General features: G+C 54.9%; 13 protein-coding genes. 10 read left to right on the forward strand and 3 right to left on the reverse strand.

The window, feature by feature from the left end:
* Positions 1-10 precede the first annotated feature (10 nt).
* The gene (locus VFX97_14040) at positions 11-412 is read right to left on the reverse strand and encodes a DUF393 domain-containing protein (protein ID HEX5704319.1); all 402 of its coding nucleotides are present in this window, start codon (positions 410-412) and stop codon (positions 11-13) included.
* A gap of 261 nt (positions 413-673) precedes the next feature.
* Here VFX97_14040 and VFX97_14045 point away from each other — a divergent pair, with 261 nt between their 5' ends.
* From VFX97_14045 to VFX97_14085, 9 genes are all read left to right on the forward strand, one after another.
* Complete coding sequence (locus VFX97_14045) at positions 674-1,006, forward strand: PadR family transcriptional regulator (GenBank protein ID HEX5704320.1); 333 nt, start codon at positions 674-676, stop codon at positions 1,004-1,006.
* A gap of 25 nt (positions 1,007-1,031) precedes the next feature.
* Positions 1,032-1,529: a permease prefix domain 1-containing protein gene (locus VFX97_14050; protein ID HEX5704321.1), complete on the forward strand. Its 498-nt coding sequence runs from the start codon at positions 1,032-1,034 to the stop codon at positions 1,527-1,529.
* Between the two features lie 109 nt (positions 1,530-1,638).
* Positions 1,639-2,511 carry an ABC transporter ATP-binding protein gene (locus tag VFX97_14055; GenBank protein ID HEX5704322.1) on the forward strand — a complete coding sequence of 291 codons (873 nt, stop codon included), beginning with the start codon at positions 1,639-1,641 and terminating at the stop codon, positions 2,509-2,511.
* 13 nt (positions 2,512-2,524) lie between these two features.
* A complete protein-coding gene (locus VFX97_14060) occupies positions 2,525-4,246 on the forward strand; it encodes an ABC transporter permease (protein ID HEX5704323.1) in 1,722 nt (573 codons plus the stop codon).
* 75 nt (positions 4,247-4,321) lie between these two features.
* Positions 4,322-4,798 carry a zinc ribbon domain-containing protein gene (locus tag VFX97_14065; protein HEX5704324.1) on the forward strand — a complete coding sequence of 159 codons (477 nt, stop codon included), beginning with the start codon at positions 4,322-4,324 and terminating at the stop codon, positions 4,796-4,798.
* Positions 4,799-4,925: 127 nt separating this feature from the next.
* Positions 4,926-7,019, forward strand: coding sequence for an elongation factor G (gene fusA, locus VFX97_14070; protein ID HEX5704325.1), 2,094 nt, complete (start codon positions 4,926-4,928; stop codon positions 7,017-7,019).
* Positions 7,020-7,161: 142 nt separating this feature from the next.
* A complete protein-coding gene (locus VFX97_14075) occupies positions 7,162-8,109 on the forward strand; it encodes a hypothetical protein (protein ID HEX5704326.1) in 948 nt (315 codons plus the stop codon).
* A 239-nt stretch (positions 8,110-8,348) separates the two neighbouring features.
* On the forward strand, positions 8,349-9,383 hold the full coding sequence (locus VFX97_14080; protein ID HEX5704327.1) for a polysaccharide biosynthesis/export family protein: 1,035 nt from the start codon (positions 8,349-8,351) through the stop codon (positions 9,381-9,383).
* 67 nt (positions 9,384-9,450) lie between these two features.
* Complete coding sequence (locus VFX97_14085; protein ID HEX5704328.1) at positions 9,451-9,705, forward strand: hypothetical protein; 255 nt, start codon at positions 9,451-9,453, stop codon at positions 9,703-9,705.
* A gap of 10 nt (positions 9,706-9,715) precedes the next feature.
* On the opposite strand, the gene VFX97_14090 is transcribed toward VFX97_14085, so the two are convergent.
* A complete protein-coding gene (locus tag VFX97_14090; GenBank protein ID HEX5704329.1) occupies positions 9,716-10,789 on the reverse strand; it encodes a VWA domain-containing protein in 1,074 nt (357 codons plus the stop codon).
* A gap of 250 nt (positions 10,790-11,039) precedes the next feature.
* Between VFX97_14090 and VFX97_14095 the strand changes: the two genes are divergently transcribed.
* Complete coding sequence (locus VFX97_14095) at positions 11,040-13,217, forward strand: prolyl oligopeptidase family serine peptidase (protein ID HEX5704330.1); 2,178 nt, start codon at positions 11,040-11,042, stop codon at positions 13,215-13,217.
* 171 nt (positions 13,218-13,388) lie between these two features.
* Here the strand turns inward: VFX97_14095 and VFX97_14100 are convergent, their stop codons facing one another.
* Positions 13,389-13,973, reverse strand: a complete 585-nt coding sequence (locus VFX97_14100) for a M23 family metallopeptidase (protein HEX5704331.1) — start codon at positions 13,971-13,973, stop codon at positions 13,389-13,391.
* Positions 13,974-14,089 lie beyond the last annotated feature (116 nt).

Below are 14,089 nucleotides of genomic sequence, written 5' to 3' on the forward strand. Positions count from 1 at the left end.
CCGCCCACTGTCATTTGTGAAGTTTACACACGCCAGTTTCATCACACGGCGGCGGTACGCCGAACAGAGTGTAGCGATGCGAAGCGAGCCAGTGGTAGAAGATGGGGCCCAGTTTCGTGAAGGGCCAAACGCCCATCACGGGAGCGAGCCACTTCCAACGCGGCAGCACGCGTACTATTTCGATCCAAGCGAAGTAGCCTTTGTACCAATGTCCGTCCGGGGGCCGGACGTGCATCTCTTCGGCCATTTCTTTAGCCGTGTGCGGTGCAGCACGTTTCAGAATCTCGGGTTGGTTGTAGTCCAACCACTCAAGCTTTTGATCGCGATCGAGGGGCTCAACGTGTTCGCGCGACCAGCGACAGAGGTTGCAATTGCCGTCGGTGTAAACTTCGATTTTTGGTTGACTTGCCAAGGTTATAGCGCTTGCTGCGGGCACGATACAACAGGGTTCGGTTGGGCACAAAATTGGCGCGGCAGCATGATCCAGAGACTTCGTCGGCGAGAGGCCGCAACTTCTGCCAATCAGCCGACCGCCGTCGCCGTTATCGAGACGAAAGTAATAATCGCTGATCGGGAACAAACATCTCCTGGAGCGTGTCTAACTTCTTCCCTTGACAATCTAGGGAGCCGATTGTAGCTTCTCCGGGCTGGCAATCGACGGAATCGGCAAACGATGGCAAAGGTACGCACCGACTTGATGCAAGGCACGTTGGAGCTTTTGATCCTAAAAACGCTCTCGCGCGGCAGCATGCATGGTTACGGTATTGCCCAGCGCATACACGAAGCGGTCGACGACGTGATTAAAGTTGAGGATGGATCGCTCTATCCGGCCCTTTATCGAATGGAAGAGCGCGGTTGGGTGGCGTCGGAATGGGGTGTCTCGGAAAACAATCGGCGCGCTAAGTTCTACAAACTGACCCGCGCCGGGCGGAAACAGCTGGACGGTGAAGAGGCGAATTGGCAGCGAATCTCGCAGGCGATTACCAGAATTCTGCAGACCGCATAAAGATCTAAGTCCGAAAGGTTAGACGATGAAAGTCCTGACCGGCCTATTCCAAAGCTTTAATAACCAGCAGGCCAAACGTGAAATTGAAGACGAGCTGCGCTTTCATCTCGATCTTCTTACCGACGAACATTGCCGGCAGGCGATGACCCCGGACGAAGCGAGATCCAAAGCCGAAGAACGCTTTGGCAGTTTTGAACAGGTCAGGGATGAATGCGTAGAAATCAGCACGAGGAACAGTCTTCAGGCTCGCGCGCTGAAAGGGTTACTCGTTTTAATCTTCCTCACCGGAGTAATGGTGCACGGCCTCGCAATTGAATATCGCGTGACGCGCATCGGCGATCTCTTAATGATGATTGGTCTGCTTGGCCGTTTGTTGGTCTATGTGCGCGGTTTGCATCGTTCAAATTTCCTTTCAGACGCTACTGACAAGTCGCCCTTAAAGTTGAATGTTTCGCAAGTGTCGTTTACGGCTTACGATCAGAAAATGCGCACACCCGTCGAGCGGGTGATTTCCTGCAAATAGATTTTCTCTAAGCGAGACCTGAGAAAAACTAAGACCAAAATCTGAGCTGGATATGCTGGGCTCTTTGCGAAGAGGTGTGCCCCGTTTCCGGCAAGGCCTCACGAGAACAATGCTTAATATCAAGGAGCTCACAAAGACTTACCCGAGCGGGATTCAGGCACTGAAGGGAATCTCGCTTGAGGTGCCCGCAGGAATGTTCGGCTTGCTTGGGCCCAACGGCGCAGGTAAGACAACGTTAATGAAGATCCTGGCCACGCTGCTTGAGCCTGACTCAGGCACCGCAGAGATGAATGGCATTGACTTGATAGCTGACAAACATGAGACGCGGAAGATGCTTGGCTATCTGCCGCAGGACTTCGGGCTTTATCCCACGCTCACCGCAAAACAAACGCTTCATTACTTTGCCAAGCTAAAAGGCGTCCACGATAAGAAAGAGCGCGCGGCGCTGGTGGACGCTTTGTTTGACAGAGTGAATCTTTCCGACGCGCGGCGACAACGAGTCGGCGCGTTTTCGGGGGGCATGCGGCAACGTCTGGGAATCGCGCAGGCCCTGATCGGTCAGCCGCAACTCATTATCGTCGATGAGCCGACCGCCGGCCTGGATCCCGAAGAACGAATTCGTTTTCATAACCTGCTCTCCGAAACGGCAGGTGAAGACGCGGTCGTGATTCTCTCAACTCACATTGTCGCCGACGTCTCGAGCCTTTGCAGTCAAATGGCAGTTATTCGACAAGGTGCAATCGTGGCTTCCATCACGCCACAGCAAGCGATCGAAAACCTTAAAGACTCAGTGTGGGAAGCCACTACGCCGCGCGAACAGGTTGCGGCCGTAAAGTCTCGCCACCAGGTAATCTCTTCGCAGATGTTCGGCGGACAGGCGCGGCTGAGGGTGATCTCAAAAGGAGAGCGACCGGGCGAAGAATTCACGCCGGCAGCTCCGGTGCTCGAAGACTATTACTTTGATCTGGTTAATCAGCAGTAACGAGCGAGTTGAGATGATAAACCCGACCCGGACTCCATTCGCAGCAATCTTTCAGAATGAGGTGCTGCTTAATTCCAAGCGCGTCGCGCCATATTTCATGGCTTTGCTCTGCGCGGGGAATGCATTGCTTTGGTGGGCTCGAGGACCTGCCAGAGGGCGTGGGTGGGCCGTTAACGCCGACTTCTTCATCGCCGGCGCGCTTCCGGTTTACTCGTTCATGACTCTGCATATGTTCACCGTTCTGTTCATGGCGGATCCGGTGACCAAAGATTTCCGCGCCGGTATCGATCCACTTATTTTTTCAAAACCCATCAGCCGCGCCGCTTATCTCCTGGGAAAATTCTTCGGCAACTTCTTTGTCCTGGTCTGTTGTCAGTCAGCCTTCGTGCTGACGTGGTTTGTGCTCCAGGCAGTTCCCAAACAAGGCGTGATTACTCTGGATTGGAAGGCGTTTCCTTACCTAAAGCATTTTTTGATATTCGTGGTGATTTCGCACCTGGGTCTGGCCGCGTTCTATTTTGCGGTGGGTGCTCTGACTCGTAATGCGAAGATAGTCTACGGTATCGGAGTCTGTTTTTACCCGGTTTACGCTTTTTATCAGGCGATCTTATTAAAGGGCCTGCCTCAATTCTGGCGCGTTGTCCTCGATCCCCTGGTGATGAACTACAGCAACGTACACACATACAACCGCAGCGCCGAATGGTTAAATCAACTTGTAGTCCCCTACCGCTCGGAACTCATCATCGGTCGCGCGATGATGATTCTGTTTGCGGCGATTTGTCTGACGATTGTCTACGCACGCTTCGCCATATCTGAGCGACCCGGGAAAGTAGAAAAGTTTTCGGTCCTGAACCTTTCGACGGCTGCCGAAGGAGTCTATTACTCCGAGAGTTCGCTGCCGGCGCGTTCTGAAGGATTCGAAAAGTTTGAATCAAGCGAGTTTGTGCCCCGCGTGGACGTTCCTGAAGTTGCCAGGGTAAACGGAGGAATTCGTGCCAATGTGAATAAGCTGATCGCCGCCCTGGGCGTTGAGTTTCGACTGCTGCGCGCTGAACGAAGTGTTGTCGTGGTGATGCCGCTGGCAATCTTCCTCTCGATCCTGGAAGTAGCTTTCTATAACATCCCTATCGATGTCTCTTATTCCGCGGCTTATGCGAGTAACACGGCAAAGTTGTTATTAATATTCCTGGTCGGCTTGTCGGTCTTCTATACCGGCGAAGCGATGCATCGCGATCGGGAAGTTCGGGTTGAGTCGTTCCTCTGGTCGACGCCTGTTCCGAACCATGTCTTGCTGCTATCGAAGTTTCTGTCAACTCTTTTGCTGACATGCGGCGTGATCCTGGCAGTTGGTCTGGCCGCAGTTGTGATTCAACTTCTTAGAAGTCACACGCCAATAGATCTACTCGCCTACTTTAAGGTTTACGGATTGATCCTGCTGCCGGGCACGTCCTTTGTAATCGCGTTTTGCGTATTGGCAAATATTGTCTTGCGTAACAAGCATGTGGCGTACGTGTTTAGCATCGGAGCGGCGGTGGGATTGTTCTATCTGTACAGCAACGGCTACCACCACTGGCTATATAATCCCATGCTGTATCAAATTTGGAATTATGAGGATCTCATCAGTCCTGTACTCGTCTTCAAACGCATCTGCGTGGTTGCGATGGCTATCTTGTGCCTTGCGCTTGCGCATCTCTTCTTTCAGCGGCGTTCGGTGAAAGCCAGGAACTCACGTTAGCGACGTTCCGCGGCTGCGATTTCGTAACTTCAATCCGCGCATCAAATCAGTTAAGAATAGAGTCGAGGCAGCAGTTTGGGGACCGACTCATCTTTTACCGACCCGGCGGTATCTCCGTTCGCGGAGTGTCCAACCTGTAAGCGATTGATCGCGCCGAAAGCCGAGTTCTGCCCACACTGCCGCGAACCGATCGATCCCCAATACGCGAAACTCAGCACGTTCATCGTCGTTTTCAACACCGCGGCATGTAGCTCTGCCAACACAATCAAAACCGCCGAGTACGCGGCGATCATTGTCTTTGTCGCCACCCTACTCGGAGTAATCATGGTCGCCCCCATGCTGGCTTTGGTGAACGTAGTTAACTCAGTGATGTCTATTGCGGCGATTATCTTATGGTTCCGCCGGTTTGGAAGGTTCGGGTTTGGCGATGCCGACTATGAGAAAGCTAAACGCGATATGCGAATTTCATTAGTCTTATGGATTGTTCTGCTGGCCGTTCAGGCACTGGCAATTGCTTATTTTCTCAAGTTTCGTCCGTTGCTGTGGAGCTGAATGGGTCACCTTGCGTTCGCCCATTGCTCGCGATAAATTACCCGTCAATCACAATCACGCCCGGCTTTTTCTACAGGAAACCACGGGGTGTCTGGGAATCAATCTCTGAAAGGATTCACTCGCTCTTATGAAAGTTTACGCCACCGAAGCCATTCGCAACCTTGCGGTCATTGGACATGGCGACGCAGGGAAGACGCAACTGGTTAGTTCGCTTCTCTACGTCGCAGGCACCACGCCCCGCTGGGGCAAGGTCGATGAGGGCACGACCACTACCGATCACGAAGAAGACTCGATTGCCCGCAAGATCACCCTTAACACCGGACTCGCCCACCTCGAACATAAAGAAACTAAAGTCAATTTGATCGACACGCCGGGATACGCCGCGTTCGTGTCGCACGCGCGGCCGGCCGTGCGCGTCGCCGACTGCGGCGTCGTGGTGGTTGATGGCGTCAAAGGTGTCGAAGTGCAGACCGAAAAAGTTTGGAATTATGCGAATGAATTCATGTTGCCGCGCATGATGGTGGTGACGAAACTGGATAAAGAGCATTCGGACATCGGAATCGCGCTCGACAGCGCGCACAACGTTTTCAAGCGAGCCATCGTTCCTTTCACTCTCCCCATTGGTAAAGAAGCCGGCTTCAAGGGCGTGGTCGATGTCGTCCACATGAAGGCCTACGAATTCGACGCGAATGGAAAGGCTAAAGAGATCGAAATTCCCGCGGACGGCCGCGATGTGGTGGACAAAACGCGCGAACGAATCATTGAACTAGTCGCCGAGTCTGACGACGCGCTGATGGAGAAGTATTTTGAGCAGGGCACGCTCGAGGATTCGGATGTGCTGCCGAACATCACGAAAGCAATTGCCGCCAGCAAGCTCTGTCCCGTGTTCGCGGTTTCAACCACGAATCTGGTGGGACTCTCGACGTTGCTCGATCACATCGTCGAGTTCGCGCCTGACCCGGCGCATCACGAAGCCGAACATGGCAAGAACGAAAAAGGCGAAGAAGAATCGCGCAAGTACTCAAGCAGCGAGTCGTTTTCCGCTTATTGCTTCCGCACAATTGCCGACCCGTTTGCCGGGCGCATCAATGTGTTCAAAGTCATCAGCGGCAAAGTCGGCACTGACGCGACCGTTTACAACTGCTCGCGCAGCGTTTCTGAGCGTCTGGGCGCGCTGCACACAATCCAGGGCAAACAGCTCGACAAAGTTGCCGAAGCCAACGCCGGCGATATCATCGCCTGCGTGAAGCTGAAGGAAACTCAAACCGGCGACACGCTTTGCGACAAGGCGAAAGCCCTTGTTTACGATCCGGTTCAGTATCCCGAGCCGGCGATCGCCTTCGCGATTGAGCCGAAGTCGCGGCAGGACGAAGAGAAGATCAGCGTGGCGATTCACAAGATTTTGGAAGAGGATCCGTCGCTGTCATTCACGCGCGACTCGCAGACGAAAGAGTTTTTGCTTGCCGGTTCAGGCCAGGTGCACGTTGAGACGGTCGTCGACAGACTTAAGAAGCGCTACAACGTCGAAGTGATGCTGCATCCGCCGAAGGTGCCTTACAAAGAGACGATTACGCAGCGAGCGGAAGTACAGGGCCGGCACAAGAAACAGACCGGCGGCCGCGGCCAGTTTGGTGATTGCAAAGTCATCTTTGAACCATTGCCGCGCGGCGGCGGGTTTGCTTTTGAAGACAAGATCTTCGGGGGTTCTGTGCCCCAACAGTTTCGGCCCGCGATCGAAAAAGGAATTATTGAGGCCGCTTCACACGGAGCTATCGCCGGTTATCCGCTGGTCGATTTCAAAGTGCAGCTGATTGACGGCTCGTATCATAACGTCGATTCGGACGAGCATAGTTTCCGCGCCGCCGGCCGCAAGGCGTTCCGCAACGCCATGGAAAAAGTTAAGCCGACACTGCTGGAACCGATCATGGATGTTGAGATTGAAGCGCCCCAGGAATGCAGCGGCGACATCATGGGCGACCTCAATTCACGTCGCGGGCGGGTGCAGGGAATGGATGCGCGCGGGAAAAACCAGGTCGTTAAGGCGCAAGTGCCTATGTCCGAGATGTTGAACTATCAATCGACGCTGAACTCGATCACCGCCGCGCGCGGCAGTTTTCACATGCAGTTCTCACACTACGATCCGGTTCCGGGACAACTGGCCCAGAAGATTGTGCAGCAGGCGAAGGACGAAGGCCGCATTCGCGTAGCGGAAGAAGATTAATCGGTTGGTACTCATGCCTCCTGGCATGCTGCACGCCAGCGGCGTGCGTACCCACGTCTAGGGTTCAACGCTACGTCTTGCTATTATTCCGGCCGTGGAGCGTCAGCCACAGCACTATTCAAACCCGCCCAGGCGTCCTTTCGTGTCTCGCCCTCAACCGCGACGCAGAGGTCCTTCGACTTCCGGTTATATGGTCGCGTCCGCGGCAGCCGCGGCCGCCCTGTTCTTTGTGCTTTGGTGGATGTTGCAGAGCGAGGATCACCCGTGGGTGCCGGCCGGCCTGGCGGCGAGTGTCGTAATGCTGGTCGCGGCGTCAGCGCGCGGAGTAGTGATGCGGCGAGCGTGGACGCGTCACGTGTCGGAAGAGAACTCGACTCATAGGTCCAATGCGTCGCGCCGATCCGCGCCGGTAAAAGCGCAGCGGCCGACTTCGTTCTCGCAAACCGAGGCACTTCGTATTCTGGACCAGAAATCAAAAGAAGCCGACGGTGAGGGTTCGCTTCCCGAATCTCATTTGAAAGTTTTTCAGTTGTGCGGCGAGTTTCTTGAGACTGCCGATAGGTCGCTGGCCTCGCCGGCGGTCTCGTCGGAACGTCGGATCACGGTGCGCGCTCGACAAGAGCGGGTGCGAGCGCTGCAAAAGCACCACATGCTTTCGTGGGCACGCGATTCGGCTCGATTGCTGACGCACCAGGCGCACCAGCAGGCCCGGCTTCATGAGAAAATCGAGAGCGCGAACCGGGCGCTTGACTGCATCGATACAGCTTTAAAGAGCTATCCGGACAATGAAGAATTGCGCCGCTCGGGGACGGCGGTGCGCGAGTTCATGATTTCCAGTCGGGTGGCGCATTGGGTCGAGCTGGCCCAGCGCGCGACTTTCAAAGGCCGCTACCGGCGCGCGATCGATTGTTACCGCGATGCTCTGTTTTACCTGACGCGAGCGGGCGCGGATCATCAAGTAGCTGCGGATCAGATTACTCGTGAAATAGAGTTGCTTCGAGCCCGGCTGAAGACGACCCAGGCGGTAGATGGTCAACCCCCTTATCAGGCCAGAAAGCGGCAGCAACGGGCCGATAAGGGGGACGTGTGAAAGCCATTACCAGCAAATGCCCTCGGTGCGGCAGCAGCAAAATTCGCCGTGGTTATAAACGTACGCCGTGGTTCATCCGTATGTTTGGCATACGGTCCCTTTTGTGCGATCATTGCAACTGGTTATTCACAGGTTTCGGCATCATGCTGTCTCCCCGAGCATCCAAGCGCCGTGAGTAGAACGCCAATCAAACGAAATCGTCTTTGGTCGATTTCAGCCGACTTATCGAGGTTTTTGCCATGAGAAATAAACTCCTAATTTTGTTCGCGGTGTTCGCGGCCCTCGGGGTCACCGCGCTGGCGCAGACGCAGAGTGGCGGCGGTGATTTTCAACCGTCATCCGTTGATAACCAGGGCATCCGGCGGTACCGGATGGGCGCGGGCGACATCCTCGATGTTAGAGTTTTTGGCCAGCCGGATCTGACCTCGGCGGTCGAAGTGGACGAAGATGGAAACATCTCTTCGTTGCCCTTCATCGAAGATCCCATTCCCGCGAAATGCAAGAACGAAAAAGAAGTGCAAAAGCTCATCACTGAAGCGTACGCGAAATACATCGTGAAGCCGCGAGTTAGCGTTCGTATCACTGAGCGCCGGAGCCGTCCGCCTGCCATCGTATTTGGCGCCGTGCGATTGCCTTCGCGCGTTTCCATGAATCGTCGCCTGCGACTGCACGAAGTCTTGGTGACAGCCGGCGGAGTCACCCAGAACGCGAGCGGGACCATCGATATTCTCCACACGGAAAATGAGATGTGTGTTGAGCCTGAAGAAGTTCCGACTACTGTGGCCGCCGCTTCTGCGGTGGCAGCAAATCACAGTAAAGAATCAGATATTGGGAAACTCGAATCCTTCAAGATCATAGATCTTAAAGGTGGCTCGGCGGCAAACAATCCGTACATCCGTCCGGGTGACATTGTAATCGTGAACGAAGGCGACCCGGTCTTTATCACCGGCGCCGTATTCCAGCCGCGCGAAATGATTATCAAGGACCAAATCACGCTGTCGCGCGCGATCGCCATGGCGGGCGGGCCGCAGAAGCTGGCGAACACCTCGCAAGTACACATTTACCGGAAGAAGGATGGCAAGATCGGATCGGAAGATTTGAAATTCGACTACGATGCGATTCGTAAAGGAAAAGCGCCGGACGTTCTGCTTCAGGCTTATGACATCGTCGATGTGCGGCCAGTCGGAACATTTTCTCCGAAGAGCCTCGGCGAAATGCTGAAGGGCATGAGCATGGGTACTCTGGGTTCGCTGCCGATGCGAATCCCATTCTAAGTTGGAATTCTGAAACTAGTTTCGAAGCGAAAGGCTGGTTCGAAAGCCAGCCTTTCTTTTGTGTGATATGAGTCAGAAGATACAAGCGAAGAAGACTGGAAAACGCCGCTGGCTTACCTACCTTTGGATTGTTGGGATCCTGGTGGTCGTCTCAACCCTCATTTATTTCGAGCGCACGGCGCTGCTTTACGTGCTCGCCACTCTTGGTGTTACGGCGCTGCTTTTGATCGTGGCGTTTGCTGACCTGGGCGGTGACGAGCGTTCGCCCGATGCGGCAGGCAATATCGCCGCTCCAAACTCTTCCAATCTCGCCAACAAGTAACTGGAAAGCGCTAAGTCTTTGGCGCGACGTAGCTGCGTCTTGCCTTAACTACCAGCTTGGTTTTAGTGTTTTGCGCGGCCGCGCCGACGTCAATCTTCAGCTTCCGAGTGGTCCCATCCCGATTCTTGTTTGTCGAAGTAAACGCCAGGTTATAGCGAGTCCGCAGGTGGCTGATTAAGTCGGCGAACGTCGTATCGAGCCTTTCCGGTTTGTCCGAGAGAATCTCGCCGCCAGTTTCATCGGCCAGCTTTTTAATGTCCATGTAAGGAGCGCCACCGAGCTTGCCGAAGCGGGTCGCCCAAACCATCATTGCGTTTTCCATTTGTTGTCCGGCAGTTTTCGGCACAATCGCCGAAACCACCGCGCCCGATTCGTAGATTGCCTGGGCCGCGGCCTTGCCCGACATTCCACTGGGACAGTCAAAGTCGCGAGTGACTCCGGTAATCACGACGATTACGCGCCGCCCGATCGGATTGCCGGCCTTTTGCACGTAATCGGCCGCGGCGCCGAATGCTTTGTTCAAGCAGTGGCGCCCATGCTCTTCATGCGGCGGCACGCGATCCAGCGATTTGGAGACCAGCTCACGGTCGCGCGTGAACTCCTGCAGCAGCTCAACTTCATCGTGATAACTCATGAAAGCCACCTCGTCGCTGGGTTTCAGACGGGCGATTGCTTGTCGTGCCGCTTCACGCACCTCCGTCCCGAATGGGTCGAGACAGGCGCCGCGATCAACCAACAGCAGCATAGAGATGGGCAAGCTGTCCTGGCTGAAGTGTGTGATCGTCTGCTTCACTCCGTCCTCTGAAAGCGTAAAGTCTGCTTGGCGCAGATCGCCGACGACACGGGCGCTTTTTTTCTCCAGCACGAGCGCATCCACGGTGATCAAATCAACGTCGACCTTTAGAACTTCATCGCTGCGGCCTGGTGCCGAATAGGGTTGACTGGCAACGGTCCGCGGCCGCGATTGCGACTGCGCGGAAAACAAAAAGGGAAGTGCGATTGCCGCCAGAAGTCCGGCCAGCAATGCCGTACCCAGTTTTAGTGGTGATGAGGTGAAAGACGTTAGAAAAGTCGGGTTCTTCATGAGCTTCTCCTCCTGTTCTGCGAAACGGTTTAGAAACCAGAGGAGAGCCGGTGTGTGGTTTTACGCGCTACCTGGGAAGAGTTTCAGTTGGGCCGGAGAGGTGAGAATAATAATCAAATCCGGCGGCTACGCAAAGGCAAATTTTCGTCGAGGGATTTACCGGTAACACGCTTTGGCTTTTCCGGCCGTGTCGATTACAGTATGCAGCGTCCCCGACATCAGTTTTCAGCTGTTCCGGAGGTTTAATTTAATGAAGAAGACGAAGTATGCATTCCTGTTTCTCGCCTTGGTGGCCGTGCTGTCCCTGTCTGTGGCCAGTCCGCTTCGACTGGCGCAAGCGCAGAAGAATGGTGATGGCGGCGCCAGTTCGCCACTTAAGTATCCTGAAACTAAGACCGTCACGACGGTCGATACTTACTTTGGTACTGAGGTAGCCGACCCTTATCGATGGCTCGAGAACAACGACTCGCCCGAAGTGGCCGCCTGGGTCGAGGCCCAGAACAAAGTGACATTTGGTTACCTTGATCAAATTTCCTATCGCACCGCGGTCAAGGACCGGCTGACTAAGCTTTTCAACTATCCGAAGTATGGCGCTCCCCAACGTCGTGGTGAATGGTTTATTTCGTCAAAGAATGACGGTCTCCAGAACCAAAGCGTGGTGTACATCCACAAAGGTCTGGATGGGCCGCGCGAAGTCCTGCTTGACCCGAACAAGTTTTCCGCGGAGGGAACGTCGCAGTTGCGTGGACCGCAGTGGTCGCCGAAAGGAAAATACTACTTGTACGGCGTGTCAAAAGGCGGTTCAGACTGGAACGACGTCTACGTTCTGGACGTGGCCACGAAAAAGCCATTGTCTGATCATTTGACCTTTATTAAGAACGGGACGGGTTCATGGCTGGGCGAAGAGGGCTTTTTCTACAGCCGCTATCCGGAGCCGGAAAAAGGGAAAGAGCTTTATAAGCAGAACGAGTTTCAGCAAGTCTATTACCATAAGTTAGGCACACCGCAGTCCCAGGACGAACTGGTTTACGAAGATAAGAAGAACGGGCAGCGGTTTCACAGTGTTGGCGTAACTGAAGATGAACGCTTCGCCATTCTCTATGTGTCGGAACGTGGCAAGGGAATGGACGGCAACGCTCTCTTCTTCCGCGATCTGAAAAAGGGCGACAAAACTTTCACACCGATCATGGCGGACATCACGAACGACAGCTTCTCCGTCATCGAAAACATGGGTGACAAGTTCCTGATTGAAACCAACCATAAGGCGCCGAACGGCAAAGTTGTCCTTTACGATCCGGCCACGAAAACCTGGACAGATGTGATCCCCGAGAAACCCGAACCGCTGCAACAATCAGGCACTGCGGGTGGCAAGATGTTCGTCACGTATCTGAAGGACGTCACGACGCGCGCGTACGTGTACAGCCTCGACGGCAAGCTCGAGAATGAAATTATTCTGCCGGGCCTGGGATCGGCCGGTGGCTTTGGCGGTTGGAAAGACGACAAGTTCGTCTTCTATAGCTTCACGTCATTCAACTATCCGCCGACAATTTTCAAGTATGACATCGCGACGAAAAAGTCTTCTCTATTTCGCGCGGTCGAGATTCCCGGGTTCAATGCCACCGATTACGAAGTGAAGCAGGTTTTCTACAACAGCAAGGACGGCACGCGCGTGCCGATGTTCCTGACCTACAAGAAGGGCCTGAAGCTTGATGGCAACAACCCGACGGTGCTCTACGGTTATGGCGGTTTCAACGTCAATAACAGTCCGGGCTTCAGCGCGCTCAGGATTGCGCTGCTCGAACAGGGCGTCGTCTACGCGTCCGCGAACCTGCGCGGCGGGGGCGAGTACGGCGAGAAATGGCACGAAGCCGGAATGAAACTCAAAAAGCAGAACGTGTTCGATGATTTCATTGCCGCGGCGGAGTGGCTGATCAAGAGCAAGTACACTTCCTCGAACAAGCTGGCGATTCAGGGCGCTTCGAACGGCGGTTTGCTGGTCGGCGCGGTCGCGAATCAGCGTCCGGATTTGTTCAAAGTAGTGCACCAGCACGCGGGTGTGATGGACATGCTGCGTTACCACACGTTCACCATTGGCTGGAACTGGGCGGCGGACTATGGCCGCAGCGACGCGAACGAAGCTGAGTTCAAAGCGCTGCATGCCTACTCGCCGATTCACAACACCAAGCCGGGGACGAAGTATCCGGCAGTGCTTATCACTACCGCCGATCACGACGATCGCGTGGTGCCGGCGCACTCGTTTAAGTACGCTGCGGCCATGCAGGCGGCGCAGGGCGGGGACAACCCGATTATTATCCGCATCGATACCAAATCGGGTCACGGCGCCAGCAGCACCACCAAAGCTTTGGAGCAGAACGCGGACATTTTCTCGTTCATGTTCTACAACTGGGGCGTCACGCCTAAGTTGTAAGGCTGGGACCGCGGGCATCCTGCCCGCACTTAATAAACACCACTCGCGCAGCGAGGGTCCGTCAAAAAGATAGCCCAGGGTAAGTCCCGACACGTCGGGACCCACCCTGGGTTTTTCTATTTCATTTGATTTCATCGCGCTGAAGGCGCGAAAGAACAGGCAGCTGCAGTGTCAGTTGCGTTCCTTGCCCAACCGCGCCTTCGCGGCTTTGCCGGCAGGCGTTGCTTCCACCCTCTCACTCAACATCGGAAGCGGGTTGATAGCCCCTTTGGTCGAGTAGACTCCGAAATGAAGATGCGGCGGCGTACCGGCGGCATTACCAGTTGTGCCCACAAACCCCAACACGGTCTTGGGTGTGACGTATTCTCCGAGGCCAAGGTTCGGCGCGTAAGCATCGAGATGGGCGTAGTAATACATCCTTCCACCTGCGCCCATCACCGAAACCGTCTTCCCGCCGAGTCTATTCTCACCGACGCGCACGACGTAGCCGTCTGTAGCCGAAAGCACCGGCGTCCCCCTGGGTGCGAATATGTCCTGTCCTTGATGCTGGCGCTCGCCGCCACTACGCGGCGCAAGCCACGAGTCGCTAACCTTACTCTTTGAAACGCCGGCGACAGGCATCGCCAGGCGTTCGTCAGGTGCGGCGGCGTAGAGTTGCGCGATGCGTCCGACAAGGATCAGTTTATCGCCTCCGAAATAGCTCAGTATGGCCAGAGCGGGGATGATGACTGCGAGTGTAATTAAACGCCTCTTCATGCTGAGTGTAGGATGCAGAAAAGCAGGACGTTTGTTGTGCTTGTCAGAAAAGCGCAAAGCTATTAGAACCGAATGGGAAGCCCTGAATAAACCGTATTTATCGCCCTTCAGGGCGC

This window comes from Pyrinomonadaceae bacterium, from assembly GCA_036277115.1.
Classification (GTDB): domain Bacteria; phylum Acidobacteriota; class Blastocatellia; order Pyrinomonadales; family Pyrinomonadaceae; genus UBA11740.

Bases quoted from the DNA above. Each gene is read 5' to 3' on its own strand.
- VFX97_14045 (HEX5704320.1), top strand. From the start codon at position 674: ATGGCAAAGGTACGCACCGACTTGATGCAAGGCACGTTGGAGCTTTTG.
- VFX97_14050 (HEX5704321.1), top strand. From the start codon at position 1,032: ATGAAAGTCCTGACCGGCCTATTCCAAAGCTTTAATAACCAGCAGGCC.
- VFX97_14055 (HEX5704322.1), top strand. From the start codon at position 1,639: ATGCTTAATATCAAGGAGCTCACAAAGACTTACCCGAGCGGGATTCAG.
- VFX97_14060 (HEX5704323.1), top strand. From the start codon at position 2,525: ATGATAAACCCGACCCGGACTCCATTCGCAGCAATCTTTCAGAATGAG.
- fusA (HEX5704325.1), top strand. From the start codon at position 4,926: ATGAAAGTTTACGCCACCGAAGCCATTCGCAACCTTGCGGTCATTGGA.
- VFX97_14080 (HEX5704327.1), top strand. From the start codon at position 8,349: ATGAGAAATAAACTCCTAATTTTGTTCGCGGTGTTCGCGGCCCTCGGG.
- VFX97_14085 (HEX5704328.1), top strand. From the start codon at position 9,451: ATGAGTCAGAAGATACAAGCGAAGAAGACTGGAAAACGCCGCTGGCTT.
- VFX97_14090 (HEX5704329.1), bottom strand. From the start codon at position 10,789: ATGAAGAACCCGACTTTTCTAACGTCTTTCACCTCATCACCACTAAAA.
- VFX97_14095 (HEX5704330.1), top strand. From the start codon at position 11,040: ATGAAGAAGACGAAGTATGCATTCCTGTTTCTCGCCTTGGTGGCCGTG.
- VFX97_14100 (HEX5704331.1), bottom strand. From the start codon at position 13,973: ATGAAGAGGCGTTTAATTACACTCGCAGTCATCATCCCCGCTCTGGCC.